General features: G+C 39.4%; 26 protein-coding genes. 11 read left to right on the top strand and 15 right to left on the bottom strand.

From position 1 onward, the window contains the following. Positions 1 to 7: 7 nt before the first annotated feature. Positions 8 to 844, top strand: coding sequence for an alpha/beta fold hydrolase (locus ACM0OS_RS08745; RefSeq protein WP_414542812.1), 837 nt, complete (start codon positions 8 to 10; stop codon positions 842 to 844). 32 nt (positions 845 to 876) lie between these two features. Continuing rightward, complete coding sequence (locus ACM0OS_RS08750) at positions 877 to 2,109, top strand: 4-Cys prefix domain-containing protein (protein ID WP_414542787.1); 1,233 nt, start codon at positions 877 to 879, stop codon at positions 2,107 to 2,109. 17 nt (positions 2,110 to 2,126) lie between these two features. Here ACM0OS_RS08750 and ACM0OS_RS08755 read toward each other — a convergent pair whose 3' ends face one another. Genes ACM0OS_RS08755 through ACM0OS_RS08775 form a run of 5 tightly spaced genes read right to left on the bottom strand, consistent with a single transcriptional unit; the run spans position 2,127 to position 7,627 of the window. Continuing rightward, positions 2,127 to 2,420, bottom strand: a complete 294-nt coding sequence (locus ACM0OS_RS08755; RefSeq protein WP_414542788.1) for a hypothetical protein — start codon at positions 2,418 to 2,420, stop codon at positions 2,127 to 2,129. A gap of 16 nt (positions 2,421 to 2,436) precedes the next feature. After that, positions 2,437 to 2,580: a hypothetical protein gene (locus ACM0OS_RS08760; protein WP_414542789.1), complete on the bottom strand. Its 144-nt coding sequence runs from the start codon at positions 2,578 to 2,580 to the stop codon at positions 2,437 to 2,439. Position 2,581: 1 nt separating this feature from the next. Continuing rightward, positions 2,582 to 4,906, bottom strand: coding sequence for a PAS domain S-box protein (locus ACM0OS_RS08765; RefSeq protein WP_414542790.1), 2,325 nt, complete (start codon positions 4,904 to 4,906; stop codon positions 2,582 to 2,584). Between the two features lie 2 nt (positions 4,907 to 4,908). After that, positions 4,909 to 5,364 carry a response regulator gene (locus ACM0OS_RS08770; protein WP_414542791.1) on the bottom strand — a complete coding sequence of 152 codons (456 nt, stop codon included), beginning with the start codon at positions 5,362 to 5,364 and terminating at the stop codon, positions 4,909 to 4,911. Positions 5,365 to 5,368: 4 nt separating this feature from the next. Then, positions 5,369 to 7,627 carry an ATP-binding protein gene (locus tag ACM0OS_RS08775; protein WP_414542792.1) on the bottom strand — a complete coding sequence of 753 codons (2,259 nt, stop codon included), beginning with the start codon at positions 7,625 to 7,627 and terminating at the stop codon, positions 5,369 to 5,371. A gap of 470 nt (positions 7,628 to 8,097) precedes the next feature. Here ACM0OS_RS08775 and ACM0OS_RS08780 point away from each other — a divergent pair, with 470 nt between their 5' ends. Next, positions 8,098 to 8,550: a response regulator gene (locus ACM0OS_RS08780; RefSeq protein ID WP_414542793.1), complete on the top strand. Its 453-nt coding sequence runs from the start codon at positions 8,098 to 8,100 to the stop codon at positions 8,548 to 8,550. Between the two features lie 8 nt (positions 8,551 to 8,558). Here the strand turns inward: ACM0OS_RS08780 and ACM0OS_RS08785 are convergent, their stop codons facing one another. Continuing rightward, positions 8,559 to 9,461, bottom strand: a complete 903-nt coding sequence (locus ACM0OS_RS08785; RefSeq protein ID WP_414542794.1) for a cation diffusion facilitator family transporter — start codon at positions 9,459 to 9,461, stop codon at positions 8,559 to 8,561. A gap of 377 nt (positions 9,462 to 9,838) precedes the next feature. On the opposite strand from ACM0OS_RS08785, the gene ACM0OS_RS08790 reads away from it, so the two are divergent. Next, positions 9,839 to 10,189: a hypothetical protein gene (locus ACM0OS_RS08790; RefSeq protein ID WP_414542795.1), complete on the top strand. Its 351-nt coding sequence runs from the start codon at positions 9,839 to 9,841 to the stop codon at positions 10,187 to 10,189. 427 nt (positions 10,190 to 10,616) lie between these two features. Here the strand turns inward: ACM0OS_RS08790 and ACM0OS_RS08795 are convergent, their stop codons facing one another. The 3 genes from ACM0OS_RS08795 to ACM0OS_RS08805 all read right to left on the bottom strand — a co-directional run bounded on the left by ACM0OS_RS08795 (position 10,617) and on the right by ACM0OS_RS08805 (position 12,500). Further along, positions 10,617 to 10,862, bottom strand: a complete 246-nt coding sequence (locus tag ACM0OS_RS08795) for a DUF4327 family protein (protein ID WP_414542796.1) — start codon at positions 10,860 to 10,862, stop codon at positions 10,617 to 10,619. An 888-nt stretch (positions 10,863 to 11,750) separates the two neighbouring features. After that, complete coding sequence (gene rbfA / locus ACM0OS_RS08800; RefSeq protein ID WP_414542797.1) at positions 11,751 to 12,167, bottom strand: 30S ribosome-binding factor RbfA; 417 nt, start codon at positions 12,165 to 12,167, stop codon at positions 11,751 to 11,753. A gap of 126 nt (positions 12,168 to 12,293) precedes the next feature. Beyond that, a complete protein-coding gene (locus ACM0OS_RS08805; protein WP_414542798.1) occupies positions 12,294 to 12,500 on the bottom strand; it encodes a DUF751 family protein in 207 nt (68 codons plus the stop codon). A gap of 156 nt (positions 12,501 to 12,656) precedes the next feature. On the opposite strand from ACM0OS_RS08805, the gene ACM0OS_RS08810 reads away from it, so the two are divergent. Then, positions 12,657 to 13,490, top strand: a complete 834-nt coding sequence (locus ACM0OS_RS08810) for a DNA adenine methylase (RefSeq protein ID WP_414542799.1) — start codon at positions 12,657 to 12,659, stop codon at positions 13,488 to 13,490. Positions 13,491 to 13,500: 10 nt separating this feature from the next. On the opposite strand, the gene ACM0OS_RS08815 is transcribed toward ACM0OS_RS08810, so the two are convergent. The 3 genes from ACM0OS_RS08815 to ACM0OS_RS08825 all read right to left on the bottom strand — a co-directional run bounded on the left by ACM0OS_RS08815 (position 13,501) and on the right by ACM0OS_RS08825 (position 16,589). Next, complete coding sequence (locus ACM0OS_RS08815) at positions 13,501 to 13,977, bottom strand: PD-(D/E)XK nuclease superfamily protein (RefSeq protein ID WP_414542800.1); 477 nt, start codon at positions 13,975 to 13,977, stop codon at positions 13,501 to 13,503. Between the two features lie 368 nt (positions 13,978 to 14,345). Beyond that, positions 14,346 to 15,566, bottom strand: a complete 1,221-nt coding sequence (locus ACM0OS_RS08820) for a HetZ-related protein (RefSeq protein ID WP_414542801.1) — start codon at positions 15,564 to 15,566, stop codon at positions 14,346 to 14,348. A 369-nt stretch (positions 15,567 to 15,935) separates the two neighbouring features. Further along, positions 15,936 to 16,589, bottom strand: coding sequence for an L-threonylcarbamoyladenylate synthase (locus ACM0OS_RS08825; RefSeq protein ID WP_414542813.1), 654 nt, complete (start codon positions 16,587 to 16,589; stop codon positions 15,936 to 15,938). Positions 16,590 to 16,743: 154 nt separating this feature from the next. Between ACM0OS_RS08825 and larC the strand changes: the two genes are divergently transcribed. Then, positions 16,744 to 18,024 (top strand): nickel pincer cofactor biosynthesis protein LarC, encoded by a 1,281-nt coding sequence (gene larC, locus ACM0OS_RS08830; protein WP_414542802.1) that lies wholly within the window; start codon positions 16,744 to 16,746, stop codon positions 18,022 to 18,024. 217 nt (positions 18,025 to 18,241) lie between these two features. Here larC and ACM0OS_RS08835 read toward each other — a convergent pair whose 3' ends face one another. Together ACM0OS_RS08835 and ACM0OS_RS08840 are read right to left on the bottom strand one after the other, a co-directional pair. After that, positions 18,242 to 18,874, bottom strand: a complete 633-nt coding sequence (locus tag ACM0OS_RS08835; RefSeq protein WP_414542803.1) for a hypothetical protein — start codon at positions 18,872 to 18,874, stop codon at positions 18,242 to 18,244. A gap of 68 nt (positions 18,875 to 18,942) precedes the next feature. Next, positions 18,943 to 19,509, bottom strand: coding sequence for a DUF6658 family protein (locus ACM0OS_RS08840; protein WP_414542804.1), 567 nt, complete (start codon positions 19,507 to 19,509; stop codon positions 18,943 to 18,945). Between the two features lie 544 nt (positions 19,510 to 20,053). Between ACM0OS_RS08840 and ACM0OS_RS08845 the strand changes: the two genes are divergently transcribed. Together ACM0OS_RS08845 and ACM0OS_RS08850 are read left to right on the top strand one after the other, a co-directional pair. Beyond that, on the top strand, positions 20,054 to 20,509 hold the full coding sequence (locus ACM0OS_RS08845) for a nuclear transport factor 2 family protein (protein WP_414542805.1): 456 nt from the start codon (positions 20,054 to 20,056) through the stop codon (positions 20,507 to 20,509). Between the two features lie 506 nt (positions 20,510 to 21,015). Beyond that, a complete protein-coding gene (locus ACM0OS_RS08850) occupies positions 21,016 to 21,939 on the top strand; it encodes a lysylphosphatidylglycerol synthase domain-containing protein (protein WP_414542806.1) in 924 nt (307 codons plus the stop codon). 641 nt (positions 21,940 to 22,580) lie between these two features. Here ACM0OS_RS08850 and ACM0OS_RS08855 read toward each other — a convergent pair. Continuing rightward, complete coding sequence (locus ACM0OS_RS08855) at positions 22,581 to 23,900, bottom strand: hypothetical protein (protein ID WP_414542807.1); 1,320 nt, start codon at positions 23,898 to 23,900, stop codon at positions 22,581 to 22,583. Between the two features lie 358 nt (positions 23,901 to 24,258). On the opposite strand from ACM0OS_RS08855, the gene ACM0OS_RS08860 reads away from it, so the two are divergent. Genes ACM0OS_RS08860 through ACM0OS_RS08870 form a run of 3 tightly spaced genes read left to right on the top strand, consistent with a single transcriptional unit; the run spans position 24,259 to position 25,494 of the window. After that, entirely contained in the window at positions 24,259 to 24,843 is a 585-nt protein-coding gene (locus tag ACM0OS_RS08860) for a Uma2 family endonuclease (RefSeq protein WP_414542808.1), read from the top strand. Beyond that, positions 24,833 to 25,171 (top strand): nucleotidyltransferase family protein, encoded by a 339-nt coding sequence (locus ACM0OS_RS08865; protein ID WP_414542809.1) that lies wholly within the window; start codon positions 24,833 to 24,835, stop codon positions 25,169 to 25,171. The genes ACM0OS_RS08860 and ACM0OS_RS08865 overlap by 11 nt, the downstream gene beginning before the upstream one ends. Then, positions 25,168 to 25,494: a DUF86 domain-containing protein gene (locus ACM0OS_RS08870; RefSeq protein ID WP_414542810.1), complete on the top strand. Its 327-nt coding sequence runs from the start codon at positions 25,168 to 25,170 to the stop codon at positions 25,492 to 25,494. The genes ACM0OS_RS08865 and ACM0OS_RS08870 overlap by 4 nt, the downstream gene beginning before the upstream one ends. Positions 25,495 to 25,581: the final 87 nt, after the last annotated feature.

Here is a 25,581-nt window from a genome sequence, read left to right on the forward strand (position 1 = left end):
TATGACGATGCCTTTACGTCAAACCTTATCAAAACCTGATATTCAACTTTCTTATTTAGAGTGGAAGCAAGGTACAAAACCCTTACTGCTGTTACATGGTTTAGCTGACCATGCCCTGGTTTGGTCTAGCTTGGGAAATGACCTAGCGGCAGATTATCACATAGTGGCGCCAGATATGCGGGGTCATGGTGAAAGCAGCAAGCCAGAGAATGATTATACCTTTGCCAGTGCGATCGCCGACCTAGAAGCACTCATGGATCATCTAGGATGGTCTTCGGCTCATGTTGTCAGTCATTCATGGACGGGTAAATTAGCTGCTATTTGGGCTAGAGAAAATCCAAAAAGATTACGCAGTATGGTTTTGGTTGACCCGATTTTTATTTGGAAGATGCCTAGTTTACTGAAGTTAACCTTCCCCTTGTTGTACCGTTTCTTATCTTTCCTCAAAGGTATGGGCCCCTTTGCTAGTTACGAGGAAGCCGAAGCACAAGCGCGTCAGTTAAACCAATATCAAGGATGGACTAGCTCACAACAACAAGTATTTCAAGCCGGAATTGAACAAAAACTTGATGGCAGTTGGGGTAGTAAGTTTACTATTGCGGCCCGTGACGGAATTTTTGCCGATGTGATGTGTGTACCGGGTTTTATTGTTCCTCTGGATATCCCTGCTATGTTTGTACAACCACAAAAAGGACTAAATCGACAAGATTGGCAAATTAAACCCTACAAAACTTATCTCAAAAATCTTCGCCTCTGCCAAGTTCCCGGAAACCATTGGCCATTTTTGACGGAACCTGAGGCATTTAACCGGACTGTAGCTACATTCTTAGCAGAATGTAAGTAGAACAAGTCTGATTTTGACTTTTATATTCAATCATGAGCCTTTGTATAAATCCAGTTTGTCCTCAACCCTATCACCCAGATAATCAAGACCATTTTTGTAAAAGATGTGGCTCTCAACTAGAATTGCTAGGACGCTATCGGGTGATGCGTTGGTTGAGTGATAAAAATGGTTTTAGTAAGGTTTATGAGGCAGACGAACAAGGCACACCAAAAATTATTAAGGTACTCAATGAGAATTTATCAAATGATTCTCAAGCAGTAGAATTGTTTTGCCAAGAAGCATCACTTTTAGAACATTTACATCATCCAGATATTCCCCAATTTGCGGGTTATTTTCAGTATCAAACGCGCAATAATTTAGTTTTACACTGCATTGTCTTGGAAAAAATTGACCAACCCAAATTAGAGGAGTGGTTAAAGCAGCAAAATAGTTACATTTCCCAAGCACAATGTGTGGATTCGTTAAAACAATTGATACAGCAACAGATGAAAACTAGTACAGCAAATGTAGTCACTAGTTCTCAATCTCCAGCAACTTTACCCAAACCACCAGTCAAGCATTCAGATAAGGTACCTCTACTAACCCTGGTGGCAGCTTTATTAGTTTCCTTAGGATTACTTAGTTTAACAGCTTTAGCCACTCTTGCCCCACAGTTTGCTTTTTTGGCAACATCAACCCAATCTCCCCAGAGAAGAAGTACAGTTGATTACTTTCCTTATGAGGAAGGCATGGATAGTCAAGGAAAAACTGCCTTATTTAATATAGCTGTTTTGTCTGTTGAATATAAATGGCTACCAGGGAGTAATTTTCAAGTTATATATAACGATCAAATTATTAGTGTTGATGTTTTAAGGTTGACATTAGAACAAGCAGGTATACAAACAATTATGGAAGAGCCTAGTGAAATTATTGCCATAGGGATTGCTGCTTGTGGAGGCAACCGAGAAGTTCAAGAACGGAAAGCTTTAGAACGTTCTCAGCAAATTCAACGTTTAGCAAAAACTTTATTTAGCAATACACCCAGTGTTCAAGGATATCGTTTATTAAATCTTGGTCAATTTCAGCGGCATAATTGTCAACCAAATCAAAATTTAACTGCATACCAAAACAGTGTAATTATTATTGGTGCGAAACCACAATCAAATAATGTAATTCTTGATGAAGCCCTACGAGATAGGTTAGAAAATAAACCCTTTGCAGATTTTAAGTTGCAAGATTATTCTTTGGGTGCGGTGGAGAATTTTAAAACTGTATCCAGGGAATAGGGAATAAGAAGTCAAAATTATGGGCTGAATCTTGTCAATAATTCTGCACGAGATAATTGCAAACACAAAGGAGTAAACTCTTCTGGTGATAACTGTAATAAACTGTCAATAACTTGTGAAAGTTCTTCATCCATAGAACCAAACCTGTATCTCAACAAATTTTCCACAACTAAACGTTGTCCTTGCTGTACTCCTTGTTGTACTCCTTGCTGTACTCCTTCTTGCACAGCCTGCGCTCTGGCTTCTTGATAAGCTTGAGTTAAATTCATAATTAGCTCCTGATCATCTTCAGTTAATTCTTGCTGAGTCATGACGTTGATTCGCCATCTAAGATGTGGGTGCAGGCGAAAATAACACATCAACTTGTCGCGCTTCATCAATGACTTCCTTGTTGGCTTCTACCTTACCCAAGGGTGATAATAATTCTTCTAAAAATTGCTTGGCGAATTGATCGTGAGGTTTTCGGGTCATATTAAATAATGTACAGAGGCAATTTGATGGTAAATGTAGATCCTTGTTTTTCGCCTTTGCTGACGGCCTGAATTGTCCCCCCATGCAGTTCTACTAAATGACGGGCGATCGCTAAACCTAGTCCTAATCCACCTTGTCTGTATGTACAATCTGCTTGATGATACCGTTCAAAAATATAAGGCAGAAACTCAGGACTGATGCCGATACCTGTGTCACTCACGGTGATTTGAGCATATGTGTTAGTTGTCAAGGGGTTTTGGGGGACATTAATGATTGATAAGCAAATTGTCACCCGTCCCCCAGAGGGCGTGAATTTAATAGCGTTGGCAAGTAAATTACCTAAAACTTGTAGCAAGCGATTGACGTCACCCATAATGGGTGGAATAAATTCATCAATTACAGACTCTAATTGAATGTTTTGAGCCTTGGCGCAGGGGTAAGCAGTTTCTACCGCTGCTTTGACAAGACTCACCAAGTTGACTGAGGTGAGTTCTAACTGTAACTTGCCCCGCAGAATCCGGGACATATTCAACAAGTCTTCTAAGAGTTTTGCCTGAGACTGGGCATTGCGTTCGATGGTTTCGAGGGCAACGTTTATGGTATCTGGATCTAATTGTCGAGTCCGCAACATTTGGGCCCAACCCAGAATCGCATTCAGAGGCGATCGCAGATCATGAGATACCATGGCCACAAATTCATCTTTGGTTTGGTTGGCTTTTTCAGCGGTAGCACGGGCAACTTGTTCGAGTTGCAATAGTCGATCCCGTTCGGCTTCTAGTTGCTTGCGATCGTTTATATCTGTGCCGGTGCCAAACCATTTAATGATTTTTCCCTGTTCATCTTTGATGGGTACACTTCTAACTAAATGCCAACAATAACTGCCATCATGTTTTTTATAGCGTATTTCTTGTGTATAAGTTTTTCCTGCCGACAAGGCTTGTGTCCATTGCTCCATGACTGACGGCAATTCTTCTGGATGGATAACTTTTGTCCAACCAAACCCTTTTGTTTCCTCAACTGTTTGCCCAGTTAATTCATACCATTGTTGATTGACATGTTCATATTCTCCTTGAGAATTACAAGTCCAAACAAGTTGCGGTATCAAATCTGATAAATAACGATAGCGTTCTTCACTTTGGCGTAAAGCTGTTTCCGCACATTTGCGTTGAGTCAAGTCGAGAACAAAGCAGACGCTATAACCATCCTCTTGTCTGCCATCAATTAATGCAATTCCTAATAAAATCGGTACAAGAGTCCCATCTTTGCGAAAATACTCCTTTTCAAAGGGGGTACAAACGCCAGATATTTGCAGTTCTTGCATTTTTTGCTGGTCAAGGTCATAGTATTCTGGCGGTGTCATGCCATCCCAGTGGATGTTTCCTGCTTCTAGTTCTGTGCGGGTGTAGCCAAACATATCTAAAAAAGCATCGTTGGCTTCATAAATCTGACCGCTAAAGTTACCAAAATAGACACCTACTATATTGGATTCCACAATGCGGCGGAACTTATTTTCACTTTTGTATAATTCTGCTTCTGCTCGTTTTTTTGCAGTTACATCTCGCCAGGAAGCAACGAAACCATCTGCCATTTTAGTGATGCGAATATCAATGGCTCTAGCTGATTGCTGCTGACTATTCAAGGCAGTGTAAATTAGTGATTCTTTAACTAAAGGCTGACTTGTTGCTACTACTTGGCAACACTGAGCAAACAAGCCACTTTCATGTAAATTAGGTAAAACATTACACAGGTATTTACCCTGTAGTTCCTCATAACTCGTCTGACAAAATTCACAAGCGGCGGCATTCATATAATCCACACGAAAGTGCAAGATTTGACCTGTATGATCACGCACCGCTGAGAAAATACCGAAGCAGTCTAGCATATTCTCCACAGAGGTACGAAAACGTTCCTCACTGCGTTGCAATTCCTGACTTAACTGAGCATTTTTAATGGCTGAATGCAGCGTTGAACGCAAATGTTTACCAGTAGTTTGTCCTTTAACTAAATAATCTTGCACACCACTTTTCATCGCCTGTACAGCCAAGGCTTCGTTACCATAGCCAGTTAACATAATCACTGCTGGCATGGCTTTTTTTAACTGCTGTTTTAATTCTGCTAAAAATTCCAAACCATCCAAGTCTGGCAACAAAAAATCTAATAAAATGGCATCGGGCGGAAATTGCTGACACAATGTCAAAGCGCCTTCTCCCGATTCTTCTTCGAGAATTGTGTAGCTGTGTTCCTGGTCTTGCAGCAGATAGCGACGATAAACCTGGCGGTCTTCAGGACAATCATCGACGATTAAAACAGTCAGCGGTTGCGCCATAACTACTTGCTAACACCATCAGGGAGTATTACTATATCTAACCAATAAGTAATGAAGCTTTGAATAGTTTCGACTAATCTATTAATATCAATTGGTTTAAGCATATAACTAGCAACGCAATATCGGTAACAAATTTCGATATCCTTAGGGTTAGAAGAAGTAGTAAAGACAACTACGGGGATATGTTGTAAATCTTCATCTTGCTTGATTTGTTCTAAAATTTCTCTGCCATCGGTTCCTGGTAAATTCAAATCGAGTAAAATAATTGAGGGACGAGGAGATTTTTGCCTATCTTTGTAAGACCCGTTATGGTAAAGGAAGTCCAGTGCTTCATCGCCATCGGTGCAACGAAAAATGGGATTGACAACCGCTTGTTTTTTCATCACTCGGCATAACGCTTCAAAGTCTTCGTCACTATCTTCAATTACCAGTAAAGTTCGGGTAGGATTACCAATCATTAACTCAGTCCACTCCCTGTAACGTGAAATAGAAAGTACTACCTTCGCCGTAGGTTGACTCTACCCAAATTTTACCGCCATGTCGTTCCACAATTTTTTTGGTGATGGTTAATCCTGCCCCAGTACCACCACCATATTTGCTGGGCCCATGCAGTCGTTTGAAGATTCGAAAAATTGAGTCAAAATGCTTTTCTTTAATACCAATGCCATTATCTCGCACGTAGAATGTGATTGGTGCTAATGACTCATCAATATAGCCAATTTCAATGATTTTCTCGGCTTTATCATTGTATTTAATGGAGTTAGCAATCAAATTGTTAAAGACTTCGCCCACCTGGACGCGATCGCAATACACTGTTGGTAGCGATCGCGGAATCCGAATCTCTACTTGCATCTGTTCAATGCGGGCGCTCAATAAGTCTAAACTGCGATTGACTAGATAATTCAGGTCTGTTTGCTGCATGGAAAGGTCTACCCTACCTAAGCGGGAAAAATGCAGCAACGAATCGATTAAATCTTCCATGCGTTGAGTAAGACGAATCAATGTTTGTAATTTGGTCTTACCTTCTGCGTTGAGAGTCTCGCCGTAATCTTCAATCAGGAAGTTAGAGTAATTATGAATCCCGCGCAGTGGTTCTTTCAAGTCATGAGAAGCAATGTAGGCAAAAGCATCTAATTCGTGGTTACTGCGTTCTAGTTCGATATTTAGCTGTGCTAGTTCATCTGCTTTTCGCAACACTATGCCAATAATTGCGCTTCTTAATTCTAGGGCTGCATTCAGTTCATAAGGTTTCCAGGGCAGTGATTTTAATAGTACTGTTTCTTTCCATAATTCAAAGGATTTGCGGGGCGATAAACGCACACTACCATTAGATTTTACTTCTACAGGTTTATGGGGATTTCCGCCCCAATCGACAGTTCGTACTACTTCTGGTCGAAACCACAAAACATAGTTTTTTTGACTTTTGGAGATGGAAAGTGCCATCAAACCGCTAGCAACATCTCGCAATTTTTCTGCCTCTGGGTAAATTTGTGATAGTGAATCAGTGCAGAAAATCTCTTCATGTAGGTTTTGATTAATCCATTCCACTAAATCTTGAATATCCTGTTGTTCAGGAGTAATACCAATTGTAAAATAGTTGCCATTAAAACAAATCGCTGCTCCTTGAGCATTCACCAGATTTAGTATATTTGGTTGGTTGTTAATTAAACCGTCAATGAAGTTATTTTCTAATGACATATACTCCACTAATTTGGAATGATCAGATTTGACTTGTATTTTTGCTTCCACATCTTCACTATCTTCTTTTGCCGCCATTTCTAAAGATGTCATGTGACCTAAAAATTCACAGGCATTACGAATTTCATAAGGAATATATTTAGGTGTTTGATGATGACAAGCAATTAATCCCCACAGTTTTCTGTCTTTCATAATGGAAATTGACATGGATGCCGTCACGCCCATATTGTGCATATACTCAATATGCAACGGTGACACACTCCGCAAGACTGACCTGCTTAAATCCAGGGGTTGGTCAGTCAAAGGATTATTTGTGGGGACAATTGCCGCAGGCTGATAGTGAGCATTTGGTATCAGTCTGAGCCAGTTTTGGCTATAGAGTTTTCTCGCTTGTGTGGGAATATCGGACGCAGGGTAATGTAACCCTAAATAAGCTGTGAGATATTCTGGCTTTTCTTCGGCAATCACTGTCCCATGCCAATTTTCATCAAAGCGATACAGCATTACCCGGTCAAAGCCAGTAATTTTCTGCACTTCTTTCACAAGTATCTGACTAATTTCGGCTAAATTAGATGCAGACTGTAGCTTGGACATGGCCATTTTTATTAAATGGTAAAACTTAAAAAAAGTATTACTTTTTTCTGAGTTTGTTGGTTCTAATTCTAAAATCAAAGTCTCGGCAGAACGGTGAAGAATACCATCACAATGTACTAATTTATGATTGTGATTTATGGTAAACTCAATAGGGTTGGCAATTGGTAAATCATCTTGAGATAAAGAATCTTTTAATAAATTAATTTGGTCGGCTTCCAGCAAACAGCTTAAATTTTTATTGAGTAAATCTTCGGGGTTTAACCCAAATAATTCTCCTGTATTGTTACTAATTTGTAAAATAGTTAAATCTGCTTCTTGTAGTGCTAACAGAACTCCATGAGGCTGAATAGAACCAGGAATATGAATTGGCTCTCTATTACAGTTGCTCAGATCAACTTGGAAAGGGATGGTAATATCATTACTACTCATAGTTAAGTCCTATAAATTACCAGTAGCCTTGACATTGGCTCTAATGTGTTGATTTAGCTGTCGGGTTTAATTTTTGAAATTCCCAATTCCCCTTATGATCGCATAGTCTCCCATTCCAGCATAACTATAGTACAAACATAATTAATCACATCTATACTATTGATTCGTGAGTGCCTACTTGCATGGTTCACAATTGATTTGAAATTGCTGTATTTTCGCGTAAATATCTATTTACAGTAGTATGAAAAAATTTAACAAAAAGTTAAGCTAAGTAACGATTTCACAAAATTTATTAAAAGTAGCTTCTAATACAGAAAAATTGATTTGGGCATATTTGCGTGAGCAAGTTCCCCCAATATCTGTTATTGGGCTGATTCCAAGAAATCATTGATGGTAAAAAAAACACGCGATCGCAGTAAAATTGCCATTGGCAAGGTGTGGATGACAAAACCAGCTGATCGTTAGCAACAATGATTACTTTCCCAACCAAAATGGAAGAAGTTACACAAGATCCTTTACTTCTGGCTGGCTTACGCATTCTCATAGCAGATGATGATGAAGATAGCCGCTTTTACATCACCACTGTCTTAGAAGGCGATGGAGCTATAGTGAATACAGTGACATCAGCAACCGAGGCTCTAGACCTGCTACCTGAATGGCAACCAGATGTTTTTATCTGTGATATTGCGATGCCTGGGGAAGATGGCTATAGTCTGATTCGCAAAGTGCGCGCGTTAAAGCCAGACCACGTTGGACAAGTTTTAGCAGTTGCTTTAACTGCCTATGCCGATAGTGAGGATCGCATCCGTGCCTTAGAGGCTGGCTTTCAGATTCATGTGGCTAAACCCATTGACCCAGGAACATTAGTTGAGACTATCGCTCACTTGATGGACACTAGCAATCCTCATGACCGCAAATCGTGATGGTGCTGCTAATTTGCACCAGACTCAAAGCTAATTTTCTCGGACTGATATGTTGGTGGCTCGACATGAATTAAAATCCTGGCAGGGCTGAAACGTTGTTTTAGTTGGCTTTCTACTTCTTCTGTAATACTATGGGCAGTTTCTACATCTGGTGCATTAACGATTAAATGCATTTCAATGAAAACTTGGCGGCCCACAACACCCCTGGAGGCGATGTCATGACAATTAATCACACCAGGAACAGCAGTAGCGATGGCATGAATCGTTTCTGGTGCGATGGCCATTTGATCTACAAGCCAAGGTAAATTGCTTTTTAACACCGACCAACCACTCCAAAATACTAACAAAGCCACAGGAAAAGCTAACACTACATCCAGCCATTGATAACCTAGCCAAACCCCTATCAAACCGCCAATTACAGTGATGGTTACCCAAACATCGCTCATGGTGTGTGTAGCATCGGCCAACAAAATGGCGCTACCTACACGCTTTCCTACTCGACGTTCATAAAACGCTACAAAAATATTTACACCCAAGACAATCAGCAATAACCACAACTCCACTGGGGATATGTTCACAGGTTCACTACCCTGAATAATCCGCTCAATGGCACCTTGGAAAATTTGCCAGCAGGCGATCGCTAAAAAGGCAGCAATTCCCAAAGCTCCCACAGCTTCAAATTTTTGGTGTCCATAAGGATGTTCACGATCTGGGTGGGGGGAAGAATATTTACTGGCAATTAACCCTAAAACGTTGTTAGCGCCATCGGTCACACTATGCAAGGCATCAGCTAACAAGCTTAAAGAACCTGTCACATACCCCAAAAATCCTTTCAATGCGATCACCAACAAGTTAAGGAATAGGGTGATTATTAAAACTTTTCGGACTTCAGTACGGTTGTCATAAGTCATAGAGCATTTAACATTAGTTTCTATGACTTCTAATGTAAAACTTAAAACTCAGAATAAGTGTATCAAAGTCTTACGCAGTCGGGATTATATCTCTCTGTAGGCTCTAATTTTTTCCTGCTCTAGTGAGATTATTTATAATTAAAATTTTCTCTAACCCTAATATCAGGTAGGCGATCGCCATACCAATCGCCATATCAATCACAGCATATTATTATCATTAATGACAGTAAATTTCGGTATGAAGTTTTTCTAGTAAGTTCACACCACCAGGTCAAAAAATTTCAGTCATGTAGGAAACCTAGATACTTTACAAATCGAATAGGAGTCCTCTATTCCGGTAACATAGGTAATTATCAATCAGTCTTCACAAATAACTCATGTCTTCAACTCCTCTGACACTGAATCTGGTTGAAGGTTCTGTCTCCTTCAGTTTTTCACCCCAGGCAGCACGGGAATTAAAGGCAGCAACCGATCAATTAATAGTGCGGCTTAAAGCAGTTGCTACTAAACAGACTCCCAGCGGTAAAGCTACCCCCCAACCCCCTCTAGAGTATCGTTACACTGGTGACGTTTTTTTAGAAGTATTCTGTAATCCCAATATTTGGCCTACTCCCTTTGCCGCTAAAGTCCTACTGACTATCCGCGATGTTAACATTCGCTTAACGACAGAAGCTGAACTCACCCGAATGATTGAAGATGTCAACCAGTATTTAGAACAAGTAGGGTAATTGGGGATGGGAAATTTATTCTTTACTGAGATTTGATGTCACAAATTTAGTCATTGATGATACATTGTTTTGGCACAAGTAAATGTCAGTATTGTTTACGTGTGAAACAAATCTCAGGGAAATATTCTCTGAAAAACTACCGAGGCAGTTAACACGTTAAGCTACCTCGGTCAGTTAATCTACATTAGACATTAAAGTTATGGCTACAGATTGAGATCATAACTAGCATCTATGTATTATTGAATTGAAAACTTGTATAATTTGAGACTTTAAAGCTTTTGCATTAAGGAAACATCTGAAAATTCTGGATCGGGAAATAGGTATTAACACCAAAGATCATCCATCAAATTAGGCATACTATTGTTAGTTGTCAAATCTAGACATCCATAAATAAACTCCCAATCCAAAATCTGAAATCACATCCTGACTAATCGTTATCCCATTGTTCACGACCAATCAGATCGCCAATGCGATCGCGTAATAAGAAGTCACATTTTTCTAACTCACACTCAACACAAACCCACTCTCTCGCGGGGATGTATTGGCAAAGTGTATATATTGGCTGTTGTCGGCTAACCATCCCTTTTTGCACCAGTCGGCGTGCTTCGTCTTGGATGATATCCAACGAATAGTAAGAGGAGTAGTTGATAGAAGGCACCGTATTGACACTCATGGTTGTTACTCACAAATTTACACGTAGATAGTATTCCCATTAATTAGGGGGAACAAACATAGCAGGGATGAGACTTGTGGCTAGGGTTTTGTAGTTTGCTATACGGAACTAATTTCATTTTGACGCTATACACCTTCAAATTATCTAAAGAAATGTTAAGTTTGTCAATGTTCCCTGACATTATCGACAATTGCATCTAATTATCGAATTCTATGGTAATGAACTTTGATTGTCGGCATAATTGTGTGGACAAGAATATTTCAGAATTATAGGTATAAACTATGGCAAAACATCAGGGCTAAGTTACACTACGAACAGCTCTAAAGTGATATCTGTTAATCTTTTCTTAAAAAATTAGCTATATTTTTGGTGAATTACGGCCCTGTGGATAAATATCATGCTCCGGGTAAAAACCTGAGGCAGAATAGAATCCTGTGACTCTATGCTCAGATTAGCAGTACTTTAGGCAAAGAATGTGCCAATTTGAGTCAAACAATTTGAGATTTTAGATTGACTCCATAGAAAAACCTAGTACGCTAGGATTTCTGGCTTCATGGCGGTACTCAATGATTGTACTAGCGAGGAATTATTGGTCAAAAAGCTTTTATTTGAGATTTGTAACCTTTTTGACGAGTATCTGTTTTAGCCCTTAGTACTAGTCGGCGTAAATAAACAGATCAGTTGAAATAAATGAAAAGCCTATAAAATAAGCTTTTTGACTTTTGACCCTTCGACTAAGCTCAGGGTAAACTTTTGACTTCCGCCTTGCGGTACTAGCCCCTTCTCCCATACTCATATTAAAACAGACGTGATTAGATCGCGTCTGTAAACTGCTTGGCGAATTCTCTGAAATTGAATTGTTCTAAAGTTACATTGTTACAGGGTTACTTATTGGGGAGTTTCATCATCTTCATCGCTAGTATTCTCAGCTACCAACATATTTTCAGGTGATCGCTCATCCTGGAGTTTGTTCAACAGCGTCAGCACTTTAGTACCGCGTTCTAAAGAATCGTCTTCAATAAAAATCACTTCTGGTGTCCGACGTAATCTCACCCGCGAACCAAGTCCACTACGCACAAAACCTGTGGCGGACTTCAACCCTGCCATTGTTTCGGCCTTGGCTTCCTCTGTACCATAAATACTGACGTAGATTTTGGCATGTTGCAAGTCACCAGACACATCTACATCTGTAACACTAACCATTCCTGCACCCACACGATCATCTTTAATCCCGTGGAGTAGCATTTGGCTAACTTCCCGTTTAATTAATTCAGCAACCCGGGAAATGCGGCGATTTGTAGCCATAAAATTCTGCCTCCTCACAGAGAGGTTGTAGGACATAAAAAACATATAACTTGGGGAGAACAGAGCTTGACGCACACAGCGCCCCTAGCCACTGTCTGTGGGTTAAGTACCCGACATAGCCCTAGTTTAAACTGCACCCAAGCCAAGCATTGCCCGGAGGGTGAGAGTTAAAAAGGTTAAGCTACCCACAAAAAACCCCAACAGAGCAATCAAGGTGACTGGGCGTTTTAACAGTGGCATTAATGGCTCAACCGTATTGAGTAACACCCCTAAGATGATAGTAACGAAGTAGCGGGGGTAGCGAAAGATGTTATCCCAAAATCCGTCAAACATTTGAATATAGACTGCCTTGTTATAGACTTACGTTTACTTTAATATCTCCTCAATTGTAATCTATGCAGATACAAATTACTCAACTAATATAAAATATGGTTCGTTCGATATATTTGTTATATTTAGTAGCTGAGTTTGAGATCAACTGTGAAATAAATGGTAATTCAAGTCCCCAAAGCAACTTGCCCGCGTCCATTTTTGAAGTGGGCAGGGGGAAAAAGCAGGTTAATCCAACAATATATTCCTCATTTTCCCAAACATTATACAACTTATTATGAGCCATTTTTAGGTGGGGGAGCTATTTTTTTCTATCTTCAACCATCTGCGGCAATTTTAACTGATATTAATGCCGAATTAATTACTACTTATCGCTGTGTTCGGGATCATGTTGAGCAATTAATCTGTCTTCTGGAAGAACACAAAAATAAACATAGTCGAGAATATTATTATGATGTGAGAGCTTGTCCTGGAGGTACTGATTTAGAACAAGCTGCACGGTTAATTTATTTGAATAAAACCTGCTTTAATGGTTTATATCGAGTCAACTCCCAAGGTAAATTTAACGTGCCATTAGGCAAATATGTTAATCCTAATATTTGTCCTACAAGTTTGCTGCGAGCCGCTTCAGCCGCACTAGCGACATCAAAAATTACTCAGTCCGACTTTACCAATATTCTCAACTATGCCAAAAGCAGCGACGATTTTGTTTTTTTAGATCCACCATATCATCCCATCAGTAACACCAGTCATTTTACAAGTTACCATCGCAATTCATTCAGTGCCACAGACCAAGAACGCTTGCGAGATACTTGTGCAGAATTAGCTAGTCGTGGAGTCAAAATGATGATATGTAATTCTGATTGTGAATTGATTAGAAATTTGTATACAGAAATTGATTTTAAGATTCACCCGATAGTCGCTTCGCGCTCCATTAACTGTAATACTAAAAAGCGGGGAATGATTTATGAATTATTAATTACTTCATATTAATGAAAAATCATTAAAAATGCTTATTTGCCCAAGCAATAAATCTATCTAAAGTATATACTTCTAATAAATTTTTATTATATTTAACTTGCTGCCTGAGCCATTTAATCGCACCTTCTCTCATACCTTCACCGCCAATAACGATGATAGTGGGTGCAGGATAAGAGTTCTGAATATTCAAATTTAAATAAGGAAATTTTTCATCAACTGAACCACCACTTTCTTGCCATTTACATTCAATAATTACCCCTGATGGTATTAGTGGTAACCCCACAACATAAAAATCTACTTTCAAAGTAGTTTGATAAATGCCACTCCCAATACAAACTTGTTTGGCGTAGCGTTTTGCTAATAAATTCGCATTTAATAAAAAATCTTTGCTGACATGATTTCCCACTTGAAAATAACCATGTGCATTTAATATAGTTTCAACATTACTTTCTAAAATCCTACCTGCTTGATTCGCCCGTCCACCTTGAGTCAGAGCCATTTTCAACCCTTTGCCAAAAGTCCCACTTATTCTAGGATTCCACGGAAGTGGCAACAAATGGTCAGTTGCTTTAGATGAATTTTAAATTAGTAATTTGTCATGGGCTATGAACTGATGCGCTGTCAGCCTTTCATTGCTGTGGTATGGGTGGTTGATTGACCACAATTTTACAAGGTTAGTTGGTAAAGCTGAGGCAATTAATGGTACTTTTGTACTGCAAAAATTTCAGTTTTACCAGTTAGGAAATTTATAAATAAGTTAAACTCTTGGTGCTTTCCTGAGTTTTATCTTTTAAATGATCATAAATGTACAAAAGTACTAAAGGTAGTTTTTTGTAGTCGCGTATTCAGGGAATTTGTTGGTTATCTTTAGCCTGCTTGAACATCAGTATGACCATTACGGATAGCCCAGGCTATTTCTAGCATTTGAGTCCAGCGCTTTTGGAGTTGTTTAGGGGTACATTTGATGATTTTAGCGATCGCCTGATCACCTTGCTGGTTAATTTTCAATTGCAAAATTTGCTGCTGTTCCGGAGACAGTACCTGCACAAAGGTTTCCCACTGCTGAGAGGTTAACCCCAATTTTTGCTCTAAACTAGCACCTAACCATTGATGTACCAATTGCCAATGGTGATTTTTGGCGAACTTTTCCACATGATATTTAAACCGCTGTTGCAGATAATCGCGCTGACGGCTGGTTAAACCGAGAATTTGGTCAATTTCTGGGGCTGAGAGGTCTTGCAGTTTCAAAGTCAGGTAATCTACACAGTCAGATTGACCTTGAGCTTCCAAGTAGTTTACCAATTCCGCAATCACGCGATCGCGCTCCGACTCTTCTGAGGGATCGAAGTTTGTTTGGGCAACCATTTGTGATCTAATTTGCTGCACCGCCGAGTTACGCTGGTAAGATTCTGCTTCTTCACTTTTGGCAGATTCCACAGCCATTTCAATATCTACAGTCGTTTCTTGGGGCTGACGGCGGGCAAAACCTTGGGCCCGTAAGATAATTAATTGCTGATTATTCCCACCAGGTAAATTAATCCGGCGCTTGGCATACTGTTCTGTAAAGGCAATATATTCGGCTAATTGCAACTTAGTCCGCGGCTGGTAATCTGTTGGAAGTTCGTTTTCCCGCCGGAAAGCTTTAATAGCTTCGATATAAAATGCTTGGAGAAAATCTTCAATTAAATTGTAACGGGCATCAAAACCCAAATCTGAGCCAGCAAGTGTAATATGACGGTAAACCATAGCACCTAAAGTACTATGTAATTCTACTCTACCGCGCCGGGAACCCAATTGATAGTAATGCAGGCACTTTTGTAGGCGATGTCTAGCCAAACTCACTTGCCATGACTGGACTTGCCCAGATTCTTGAATGCGAGAGCTTTTTTCACAAATGCGTTTGACTTCTGTCGCTATGCGCTGTGCTACGGATTGCACACACTCAGATGCCGCTTTGACTTGAGCTTGCATTTCCTGAGAAAGCAGTTGTATCAAAGTCTGATTATTTTCTGCGGGTATTTCCTCAGGTGAAACATGGCAGAAAAAATTGGCGCTAGAGGTTGGTAGATTTGCAAGATTGGCTTTCATGAATATTCCTGGGTGTGGTATCGCACCTTAACTACAACGCAGATACAGCAACTCAAGCCAGTCTTGGCTGGAGAAATATTGATTATTCATCCATCAAAACCCATTGCAAGTACTGCTCATATATAAGACTGTAGGCAATTTAAAAAGTTACAGGGAAACTAGTGTGTCGCTTTTTGTACAAGCAACCACGTCGAGTATGGCACATAGATATCTGCCACGCCGTAAAAGTGGTTACAACCATTGCTGTACCGACTTTGCTCACTGTCCTGTTATATCCACTCCCAGATGATGTAAGTATGACGATCCTAAAACTGGAGTTTTTTATAACTATTTTGCGAAACTGGATCAGCAACCCGTGAAGTTAAATAACTATACCCATGCTGCTGCGGCTTCCCAACCTAAACCCCTTCTTGTGATCATTGGTTCGTCTCCCGTCAGGTCTAAAATCGTAGACACTTCATATGTTGGTTCCTCGCCAGTGTCTATAATTACATCTACTAAGTTATCCAAGCGGTCAAATAACTCCACCCGTGACAGTCTAGGTTCAGAATTTATTTCTCCTTGTTCATCATCATCTGGTGGTAGATGTGCCGAAGTGGAAATAATCGGATTTTCTAAAGCTTCAAGCATTGCCAAGCAGACAGGATGATCTGGCACGCGAATCCCGGTAGTTTTGCGCTTGGGACTTTGTACTAGTCGCGGCACTAATTTGGTAGCAGGTAGTAGAAATGTGTAAGTTCCTGGTATTAAGCGCTTCATAATCCGATAAGCTGTATCACTGACAAAGGCATAAGTTGCCACATTTGATAATGAGGGACACAAAAACGTCAGTGGTTTATCATTTGCTAGCTGTTTAATTTGCCGCACTCTTTCTACTGCCGACTTGGCATTTAAATCACAACCGATGGCATAAACTGTGTCTGTAGGGTAGAGCATAACTGCGCCACTAGACAGCGCTGACTTTATTTCCTCTATTCGGCGGCTTTGAGGATTATCAGGATGGACAGCGAAAATTTTTGCCATAAAAGCTTCTGGGTGAAAGGTGTAAGTTTGGCATCGCGGGAAAACTGTCATAGTTGCTATTTTCACAGTTAGGCGATCGCCTGGCGCAAATACGTAAGGATTTAGCTGACAATAATTGTGCAACCTCTAAAATAAAGCTGACTCATTTATATATATGATTAAAGTTGCTTATCTCCAATGTCCAACAGGCATTTCGGGTGACATGTGCCTGGGGGCGTTAGTTAGTTTGGGTGTTCCCGTAGAGTATTTAAGTGAAAAACTCAATCAGTTAGGAATTACCCACGAGTACAAGTTAAGGGCCGAACTGGTGCAGCACAATGGTCAACAGGCGACGAAAGTTCATGTGGATCTAGTACATGATCATCACCATGACGATCATCAACACAGTCACCACCACGGCCGCCATCTGCCAAAAATAGAACAAATGATTATCCAAGCCCAGTTACCATTACGGGCAGAAGCTTGGAGTTTGGCGGTATTCCGACAGTTAGCCGTAGCCGAAGGGGCAGTACATGGCATTGAACCAGAGAAAGTACACTTCCATGAAGTAGGTGCTGTAGATGCCATTGTGGATATCGTTGGCACTTGTCTGGGGTTGGATTGGTTGGGAATTGATAGTAATGAGCAAGGATTACCCTTACTATACTGCTCGGCATTCCCCACAGGTGGCGGCACAGTGCGAGCTGCCCACGGACAAATGGCTGTACCCGTACCAGCAGTTTTGAAGTTATGGGAAATGCGGGGTTGTCCAGTTTATAGCAATGGTATTGACAGAGAACTAGTGACACCTACAGGTGCGGCCATCGCCACTACCCTGGTTAAAGAATTTGGTTCGCCACCACCCATGACCATCAAGCAAGTAGGATTGGGCGCAGGGACGCTCAATTTACCCATCCCTAATATATTACGCCTGTGGATGGGCGAAAGCACCGAATTACAGTCTGATTTATCTAATTCTGGCGATACTAGCCCCAATTTAGAAACCATCACCGTATTAGAAACCCAAATTGATGACTTAAATCCCCAGGCGATCGGTTATGTGTTTGCAGCCCTGTTGGCTGCTGGTGCGTTGGATGTCTTTACTCAACCCATCGGAATGAAAAAGTCTCGTCCAGGGATTTTACTCACTGTTATCTGCTATCCCCAAAATTTACTCGAATGTGAAGCCATATTATTCCGCGAAACCACAACTTTGGGAATTAGACGCACTACCCAACAACGTGCCATCTTACAACGAGAAATTCAACCAGTAGAAATTGCCTATGGTCAAGTGCGGGTCAAGGTAGCATGGCAAGGACAATCAAACAATAAATGCATTGCTAATGTCCAGCCAGAATATGAAGATTGTGCAGAATTAGCTCGTAACCACAATATCCCGTGGCGCGAAATTCAACGGTTAGCGTTACAGAGTTGGTATGTGGCACATCAACACTAAGTAGGACGAAGTAAATAATTAGTAGTGAGGACTTTAGTCCTCAAATAAGCGGCTCTAGCCGCGGACTACGAAATGAATTTTAATTATTTTACATTGCTTAACATAGTTTGATTGTTTCTCGCCGACTTACTTAATTACTAATGAAAACCCCGGCTTCATAAAGAAAACGGGGTGATTTAATTCAGCTAAATTAGCCTGAAATAAAAACTATGAAAGATTAATCTAAATCTAAAGTTCTTTTCGCTGCGTCAGCTGTATCCTGGGCTTGGCGTTGGAGAGCAGTTGTAGTATCTTCAGCACCGCGTTTAACGTTCTTGCTCAAGTCTGTAGCCGCACGTCCAGTATTTTGTTGGATATTTTCTACTCCGCGTTGAGTATTTTGTTTGAGATTTTCTACTCCGCGTTGAGTACCTTTGGTCACACCTTCACCTAATTCTTCAGCAGAACTGCCGATATTATCACCTAGGCGCTTGACCCGTTTATCTAAGGGTGTACCTTCTTGAAAATTACGAATATATTCATCAGTACTGTCAACACCTTTTAGTTCCACATTTCTGCGGGCATTTCTCGCCAGTGCGTCAGCTCTGTCATTTGCTGCTTTTTCAGCGGCTTTAGCTCGAGGATCGACATCGCTAAAGTTGTTCATTCCACCCTGAGGCTCGTTGAGTTCGTAATTTTTGGTAGCATCGTACCGTTCAACATTAGGTGGTTGGGCGCTGGGCTGAGGTGGCTGTTGTGCGATTCCCGGACGATTACAAGCTTGTGCCATCAATAGAAATGTTGCTGCCAAAAAGACAGTTAACATTTTTACAGGACGGATACTTTTTAGCCAATTCATGACTCTTTTCATAGTGTTACTCCTTGAATGCTTGTTACTAAGTTAAACGTGAGATCAAACCAGAGAACCAAACCACAGTTCTATCTACGCACTGCCGGATTTGGTTGTAATTCCGGTCTGTTACTTGCTTCTTCTGCTTTGTCTGTCAAAAAGTCGGAAGCTTCTTGCACTGAATCTTGGACAGTTTCAATGCGCTCTTGAATACGAGTTCCGACACTGGGTTCTCGTTGAATAAAACCACCAGCTTCAGGTCTTTGAAAGTCTTTTTCAGTAATGATTGGCAATTCTCTTTCTTTTTGCAATCTACCTGCTGGTGTCTCGGCACCAGGGTAAAGTATTCCAGAGTCTTTATGTGCTGCAATCAATACTGAGAAATCGGACTGTAAACTAGCTCGATTATTTCCTTTCTCACCTTCGGCATCAATTACTTTTGGGTCGGTGGTCATGTGATATTTGGTATAGTTATCTCCACCGTTCTTATAAGGATTATTGGCGCCACCAGCTTGTACAGCAGGATTATTGGGATTTGCACCTTGAGGATTTGCACCACTACAAGCCGTGGTAACTATCAATAATAGACCAGCCATAAAAATAGTTAATATTTGGCGTAGTTTGAGCTTTTTCCAAAAAGCTATCACACTGTTCATCAAGTCCTCCTTATTACGGGAAAATAGGTTATTTGTTTGCTTAATATGTTTATTTGAATTTACAAGACAAATATTTAATAACCCTTATTAAGATTAGGAATAAATAAAATATTTCGCCTCTAGCGTAGGTCACATTCTCTTTGCTACTGAACGAGAAATTTTATCTAACTCTAGAGAGATATCTTTTTGCTAAGTATTTTGGGGACAACGATGAAGATATATTGATTTTTTATTCTTATTCAATAATGTATACATTGTAAAATGTCTTATATTATTAATCTCAGCCCTTAGCAAGATATTAGATATGTAGTTTTAATATACGTTTGGCAGGCTATCTTGGTTAATTAACCTAAATTTCTGGTTAGCAAAATCACCCTAAACATATAAGTTGTGATTATAATGATACATAGCAATAAATCCCTAAGATTACCAATTACAACATATCAAATAACCCGTAAAGCCCCTATTTAAACTGGATATGATGGTATGTATGGAATAGCAATGAAATTTAGTTTTATTTTGCTGGAATGATTGAAAACCCAAAATGGTAAGGATATGTAGAGGGCTATTATTATGGTTACTTTATCTTACTGTTACTTTTAACACACCTGCATTTGCCCAACAATTTATGAATCCCCAAGACATTCGCCTATTGATTGAACAAGCTAGAGATGCCTGGGTTACTCAAAATGCCGATGCGATCGCTCAGATGTTTACAGATGATGGCGAACTCATCCTACCTGGTCAACGTTGGCAGGGAAAACAAAGAATCCGGGAAGAACTTAGTGATTTTTCACAACAGTATTCAGATGTCAAAATAGATATCCACCGCATGATTATTCAAGACGACCAAGCAGCAGTGGAGTGGTACTATGAAGACACTGAAAAAGCAACAGGTCATCGTAATAAAGCTGATGATGTAATTGTGGTAGATTTCCAAGATGGCCTTATTAGTCGTTGGCGAGAATATTTCGACACCCAAACGCCCTTGACCAGATAAAATTAGCAATAAATATACCTTAATTGCTTTACTTGATAAATAAATTATCTAATGACAATTAAGGTACTTTTTCAACTTTAATTGAGTTAAGACAACACACGTTTACTACCTCAGACCGCTCTGATGAAGGGTTTCACCTTCCTCTGGTAGTAACAAAGTGGAAGAAGCGACAAAAACTCCACACCGTTATTGCCATTCATATGCACTGTTCAAACATCTGCCGTCGCTCTACTTCGATGTCTGATAATGGGCCACTGCGGCAAAACACCCAATCCAGTGCTGTTTATTCGTTATTGACTATAGAATAACTGCTTGCTAACAGTAAAAGCGTCATGCTTGAGTGGTAGTTATATTCACTCTAGAGATCTAATTAGACAACTTACTCATGTATATCAAACAGAGTAGGCACGCGATCGCCTCAGCATCCCTGTTCAGAATATAGTTAATATTACTTAATCCCTAACACAAGGGGCATAGGTGGCTGCTTGATCTGTTAAATTACCAAAATGATAAAGCAAATTTTACGCTGGTTAATTTTGGGCGGAACACTATTTTTTTTAGTGAAAGCCTTGAACAATCACTGGTCTGAAGTCACAGCTATCCAAATTGATGCAGTAGGATGGTCAATTTTAGCGATGGCCATAGGTGTCACTTTACTAGCACATACTTGGGGAGGCTGGATCTGGACTCAGATTCTCCAGGAATTAAATCAACCTGTGCCGACTTCACAGTTTGTTCAAGTTTACCTGAAAACGAATATTGCCAAATATTTACCAGGTAATGTCTGGCATCATTATGGGCGCATCGTCGCCGCGAAAAATGCTCAGGTTTCGGTTGGTGCGGCTACTTTAAGTGTGTTGCTAGAACCATTATTACTGGCGGCTGCTGCTTTAATTATCATTATTTTATGTGGTAGCCAATTTGCTGTTACTCATACGAATCTGGGCATACAAGCATTACAATTTTGCAGTTTGGCTGTGGTACTGTGTGCAGTTCATCCCTGGTTTTTGAATCCAGTAATTCGTTTGGTATCCAAATTAAAGGCGAAAAAGTCTGTAAATAACAGTCCACCTATTGTTGCTTTCAAACTTAAGCGTTATCCTCTCAAACCCTTATTAGGTGAACTAGGTTTTTTAGTCTTGCGTAGCACTGGATTTATTCTAACTGTATTAGCGTTAACTTCCTTAAATATCAATCAAATACCTTTACTGCTAGGGGCGTTTAGCTTTGCATGGTTACTAGGATTTATTGTTCCTGGTGCGCCTGGTGGGTTGGGTGTATTTGAAGTCACTGCGATCGCCTTGTTGCAGCACCGCTTTCCATCTGCTGTGATTATTAGTGCGATCGCTTTATATCGACTTATTAGTATCATCGCTGAAACCGCTGGTGCAGGGTTGGCTTGGCTCGATGAACACTTGGCTAGGTCTTAAATTTTCATTCGAGTTCTATATGAGGCTGTACTTTATTCACGTACCTAAGAAAAATTAACAAATTTAAGTAATACTGACATTGTTAAAGAAACTCAAATATCTAAAAATTAGAACATCTGACTAAAATATAAAAATACTATATTTAACCATATCTTAACCCAAAATTAATCTTTTATTTGATTTGATCATCTTAGTTAATTGCTACCTTGATTGATGGATCATAATTTATTGTTGAAAGCTTGTTTATCTCAGTTAGCCAACTTAGGAATACTCACGGAAGAATGCATAAGGAAAAAATATTTTTATTCTATACAGCAACCCAAAAACCATGAAACGATAGAACTATGGGTATTTTTGGAATGTCAAGAGACAATTGAAAATTGGACTTGTGGGGTTAATTGTTTGATTTCTCCTGATTTCAATATCCAAGAATGTACTTTAGTTACTAAAGATATTGCAGGACATATAACTGAACAATTTCATTATTCATCACCAAAATTCCCTAGCTCCAAGGTAATTAAACTATATGACTACTGCTTTGATTCATAAAATAAAGTTGTCATTAGTCATTTCATCAAGGTTTCAGGCATATTCAAATTTTTTGACATGGTTCTGTTTATGACCGCTAACTTACATCATTTCTATATGTCTTCCCTCAATTGGGAAAATACACGATAAGCTTCCAAATTGCACTGAGTGTGACAAACTTGTTGATTTTTTGGCATTTTAATTAAGTTATAGTCCACATTTTCTGCATAAATGGCAAAAGTTATATTAAAAATTTCTATAAAATTAATTAACCACTTACATTCGTCGGCTGAATAATCTTGGTAGTAACTAATTAAATTTGCAATTCGCACTTCTAAATGACTACGGGAATTTTTGCAAATCAGAATAATTTTTAACAGTAAAATTACTAATGTAAGAGCATGACCCTGAGAAAGTAATAAAATAAATAATGGTGCAGGTTCCTGGTTATTATTAATAGTTAAAGAATCAATAACTCGGTTACAAATTCTCAGCAATAAGTGCTTGTGGATAATCTCATCTTCGTGTTCAATCTTCCAGGAAGATAAATTATTTGTCAATTCCTGATGCAAAATTTTTACTAATTCCTGGTTTCTCACAGAAAAAAATAAATATTTTATTATATTATCTTTAAAATCTTTTAAGTTTTGGTTTTGAGTTTGCTTAATAAATATATGAGCAATGTTTTCATAACTAAATACTCCTTTTTTTACGATAATCATTTTGATTAATCGCAAAACATTATCTCCCAATATACTGGGATTTTTATAGCGATTTTTACTTGAAGCAGTAGACTGAGAACGAGCAATATACATTGCTAATTCAAATTTAAATCTTTCTTTCATCTGCAAAGCAAGTATTCTCGCCGCCTCTTGTTGCTCTAGGGAATTATTAATATCAAAAGATTGAGCAACTAATAAATAAGCTGTATAACGAGTACTCCAATGTTCTTGGCTTTTTGCTTCATATTTATTAGCAAATAGCTTAAGTTCTTCATAGTCTTTACTGGAGACAAATCTTTTTAACCAATTTTTATAAATATCTAAGTTTTCATGATTATTTGATTCTTGTTTAGGAGAATATTTGGTAAACAAGTTAATCAATTCTTGAATATATTTGTGTTTTCTTTTAGATGCCCAATTATTTACTAAAATGTAGCAGCTTCGTTTAACAGTATTGCGAAATACATACTCGTCACTGAGATAATTAATTATATTGATTGCTGATAATTTATCTCCAATATTTATATCTAGACAGTCTATAAATAACCGTTTAAATTCACGTAAAACATCATGAGGTTGCCATGTATTGACAATTTCTACTAAATAATTATAAATTGCCTCCTCTTGTTTAATTTGCAAATTTAACTGCAAAGAGTTGGAATTAATAATATCTTCGTGTTTTTGAATATTCGGTAAACTGGTAGCGGTCATATTAGTTCTCAAGACAAATAAATTTTCTGTCCTATTGTCCTATTGGTATCAGCTTACCCTTGCTAGCCCATAGGATCAATCTATGTATTCAAAGATTCAGTAATGTTTAGAGATAATTTGATAAATTTACGGAGAACTCTAATTAAATATTAAATTTAGGCGGAAAAATTACGCAAAATTACTGAGATGCTACCAATGGTATTATGAAGATTATGACATTCGGTTATAACCCTTCCTTGATGAACAAGGATTTTTAAGAGTTTTGGGCTTCTCGTCCTGACAGATAAAGTGCATCAGAGCTTTTTCTATATGTAAAGTGTAAAGTGTGCGAGTCATCCAATCCAGGAGTTTCCCCGCAATGATCGCAGCCAAAGACAACGCCCCGCGCCTCACCCCAGACGAGTACTTTACCTGGGAAGCCACCCAACTGGAAAAACACGAATACATCGACGGCAAAGTTTACGCCATGAGCGGCGGTAGCATCAATCACGGTCGTATCGCCATCCGCTTCACCGCCATGTTCGACAGCCACTTAGAAAATACAGGTTGCATCACCGGAAATTCTGATGTCAAAGTCAATATCTTTGGCAGTAATAACTATACCTACCCAGATGCTAGTGTCACCTGCGACGGTCGGGACAAAACCACCACCGAATACATTACCTACCCCTGCTTAATCGTTGAAGTTCTCTCAAAAACTACCGAAGCCTATGATCGCGGGGGCAAATTCCGAATGTACCGCCAAAACCCAGCCTTAATTGATTATCTACTAGTCAGTTCCACCAGCATTGAAATCGACCTGTATCACAAAAACGATGCAGGAGACTGGTTGATTATCAACTACAAAGCAGGCGACACAATCGAACTCAAAAGCATTAACCTCAATTTCCCCATTGAACAAGTCTATCGCGGTTTAACCCTTGAAGCAGACAATGGGGAATAGAATCAAAATATTACCTACTACCAAAAATGCAATCATGACTCTCAACGATTTAACCCCAGTCCTCAGAGAACAGATCAAACAAATAGCCGCCCAGCATGGAGCTTTTAACGTGCGAGTCTTTGGTTCTGTCGCCAGAAACGAAGCCGACCAAAATAGTGACCTTGACCTAATAGTAGACTACGACCTAGATAAAATCAGCCTGTGGTTTCCCGTCCGTCTCATCCGCGAGCTAGAAGAATTACTAGGTGTAAAAGTTGATGTTGTCACCCCCACAGGACTTAAAGACAGAATCCGCACCGAAGTATTACAAGAAGCTCTTCCCCTATGAGAAACGATAGAGAAAGACTCAAAGACATTCAAGAAGCAATCGAGAAAATAGAAAAATACGCTCAAAGAGGTAAACAAGAATTTTTTGATAACGAACTAATTCAAAGCTGGATACTTCTACAGTTACAAATTATTGGTGAGGCAGCTAGGGCTATGACAATTCAAACCCATGAGCAATATCCAGAAATTAACTGGCGAGATATTATCGACTTTCGTAACTTATTGGTGCATGAATACTTTCGAGTGGATTTTAACATTATCTGGAAAATAGTCCAGCAAGAATTACCCATTCTCAAATATCAAATCAATATAATTCTTCAATAAATTAAACCCATTACCTAACGCCCAATATGCGAACCCTTAGTGGTGCAGAAAACTTTTTGGAGTCTCAAGTTGAAAAAACAGTAACAC

This window comes from Nostoc sp. CCY0012 (genome assembly GCF_963920855.1).
Classification (GTDB): domain Bacteria; phylum Cyanobacteriota; class Cyanobacteriia; order Cyanobacteriales; family Nostocaceae; genus Cyanocohniella.

What these genes read in the sequence shown, in the direction of transcription:
- ACM0OS_RS08745 (WP_414542812.1), top strand. Translation starts at nt 8, where the DNA reads ATGCCTTTACGTCAAACCTTATCAAAACCTGATATTCAACTTTCTTAT.
- ACM0OS_RS08750 (WP_414542787.1), top strand. Translation starts at nt 877, where the DNA reads ATGAGCCTTTGTATAAATCCAGTTTGTCCTCAACCCTATCACCCAGAT.
- ACM0OS_RS08755 (WP_414542788.1), bottom strand. Translation starts at nt 2,420, where the DNA reads ATGACTCAGCAAGAATTAACTGAAGATGATCAGGAGCTAATTATGAAT.
- ACM0OS_RS08760 (WP_414542789.1), bottom strand. Translation starts at nt 2,580, where the DNA reads ATGACCCGAAAACCTCACGATCAATTCGCCAAGCAATTTTTAGAAGAA.
- ACM0OS_RS08765 (WP_414542790.1), bottom strand. Translation starts at nt 4,906, where the DNA reads ATGGCGCAACCGCTGACTGTTTTAATCGTCGATGATTGTCCTGAAGAC.
- ACM0OS_RS08770 (WP_414542791.1), bottom strand. Translation starts at nt 5,364, where the DNA reads ATGATTGGTAATCCTACCCGAACTTTACTGGTAATTGAAGATAGTGAC.
- ACM0OS_RS08775 (WP_414542792.1), bottom strand. Translation starts at nt 7,627, where the DNA reads ATGAGTAGTAATGATATTACCATCCCTTTCCAAGTTGATCTGAGCAAC.
- ACM0OS_RS08780 (WP_414542793.1), top strand. Translation starts at nt 8,098, where the DNA reads ATGATTACTTTCCCAACCAAAATGGAAGAAGTTACACAAGATCCTTTA.
- ACM0OS_RS08785 (WP_414542794.1), bottom strand. Translation starts at nt 9,461, where the DNA reads ATGACTTATGACAACCGTACTGAAGTCCGAAAAGTTTTAATAATCACC.
- ACM0OS_RS08790 (WP_414542795.1), top strand. Translation starts at nt 9,839, where the DNA reads ATGTCTTCAACTCCTCTGACACTGAATCTGGTTGAAGGTTCTGTCTCC.
- ACM0OS_RS08795 (WP_414542796.1), bottom strand. Translation starts at nt 10,862, where the DNA reads ATGAGTGTCAATACGGTGCCTTCTATCAACTACTCCTCTTACTATTCG.
- rbfA (WP_414542797.1), bottom strand. Translation starts at nt 12,167, where the DNA reads ATGGCTACAAATCGCCGCATTTCCCGGGTTGCTGAATTAATTAAACGG.
- ACM0OS_RS08805 (WP_414542798.1), bottom strand. Translation starts at nt 12,500, where the DNA reads ATGTTTGACGGATTTTGGGATAACATCTTTCGCTACCCCCGCTACTTC.
- ACM0OS_RS08810 (WP_414542799.1), top strand. Translation starts at nt 12,657, where the DNA reads ATGGTAATTCAAGTCCCCAAAGCAACTTGCCCGCGTCCATTTTTGAAG.
- ACM0OS_RS08815 (WP_414542800.1), bottom strand. Translation starts at nt 13,977, where the DNA reads ATGGCTCTGACTCAAGGTGGACGGGCGAATCAAGCAGGTAGGATTTTA.
- ACM0OS_RS08820 (WP_414542801.1), bottom strand. Translation starts at nt 15,566, where the DNA reads ATGAAAGCCAATCTTGCAAATCTACCAACCTCTAGCGCCAATTTTTTC.
- ACM0OS_RS08825 (WP_414542813.1), bottom strand. Translation starts at nt 16,589, where the DNA reads ATGGCAAAAATTTTCGCTGTCCATCCTGATAATCCTCAAAGCCGCCGA.
- larC (WP_414542802.1), top strand. Translation starts at nt 16,744, where the DNA reads ATGATTAAAGTTGCTTATCTCCAATGTCCAACAGGCATTTCGGGTGAC.
- ACM0OS_RS08835 (WP_414542803.1), bottom strand. Translation starts at nt 18,874, where the DNA reads ATGAAAAGAGTCATGAATTGGCTAAAAAGTATCCGTCCTGTAAAAATG.
- ACM0OS_RS08840 (WP_414542804.1), bottom strand. Translation starts at nt 19,509, where the DNA reads ATGAACAGTGTGATAGCTTTTTGGAAAAAGCTCAAACTACGCCAAATA.
- ACM0OS_RS08845 (WP_414542805.1), top strand. Translation starts at nt 20,054, where the DNA reads ATGGTAAGGATATGTAGAGGGCTATTATTATGGTTACTTTATCTTACT.
- ACM0OS_RS08850 (WP_414542806.1), top strand. Translation starts at nt 21,016, where the DNA reads ATGATAAAGCAAATTTTACGCTGGTTAATTTTGGGCGGAACACTATTT.
- ACM0OS_RS08855 (WP_414542807.1), bottom strand. Translation starts at nt 23,900, where the DNA reads ATGACCGCTACCAGTTTACCGAATATTCAAAAACACGAAGATATTATT.
- ACM0OS_RS08860 (WP_414542808.1), top strand. Translation starts at nt 24,259, where the DNA reads ATGATCGCAGCCAAAGACAACGCCCCGCGCCTCACCCCAGACGAGTAC.
- ACM0OS_RS08865 (WP_414542809.1), top strand. Translation starts at nt 24,833, where the DNA reads ATGGGGAATAGAATCAAAATATTACCTACTACCAAAAATGCAATCATG.
- ACM0OS_RS08870 (WP_414542810.1), top strand. Translation starts at nt 25,168, where the DNA reads ATGAGAAACGATAGAGAAAGACTCAAAGACATTCAAGAAGCAATCGAG.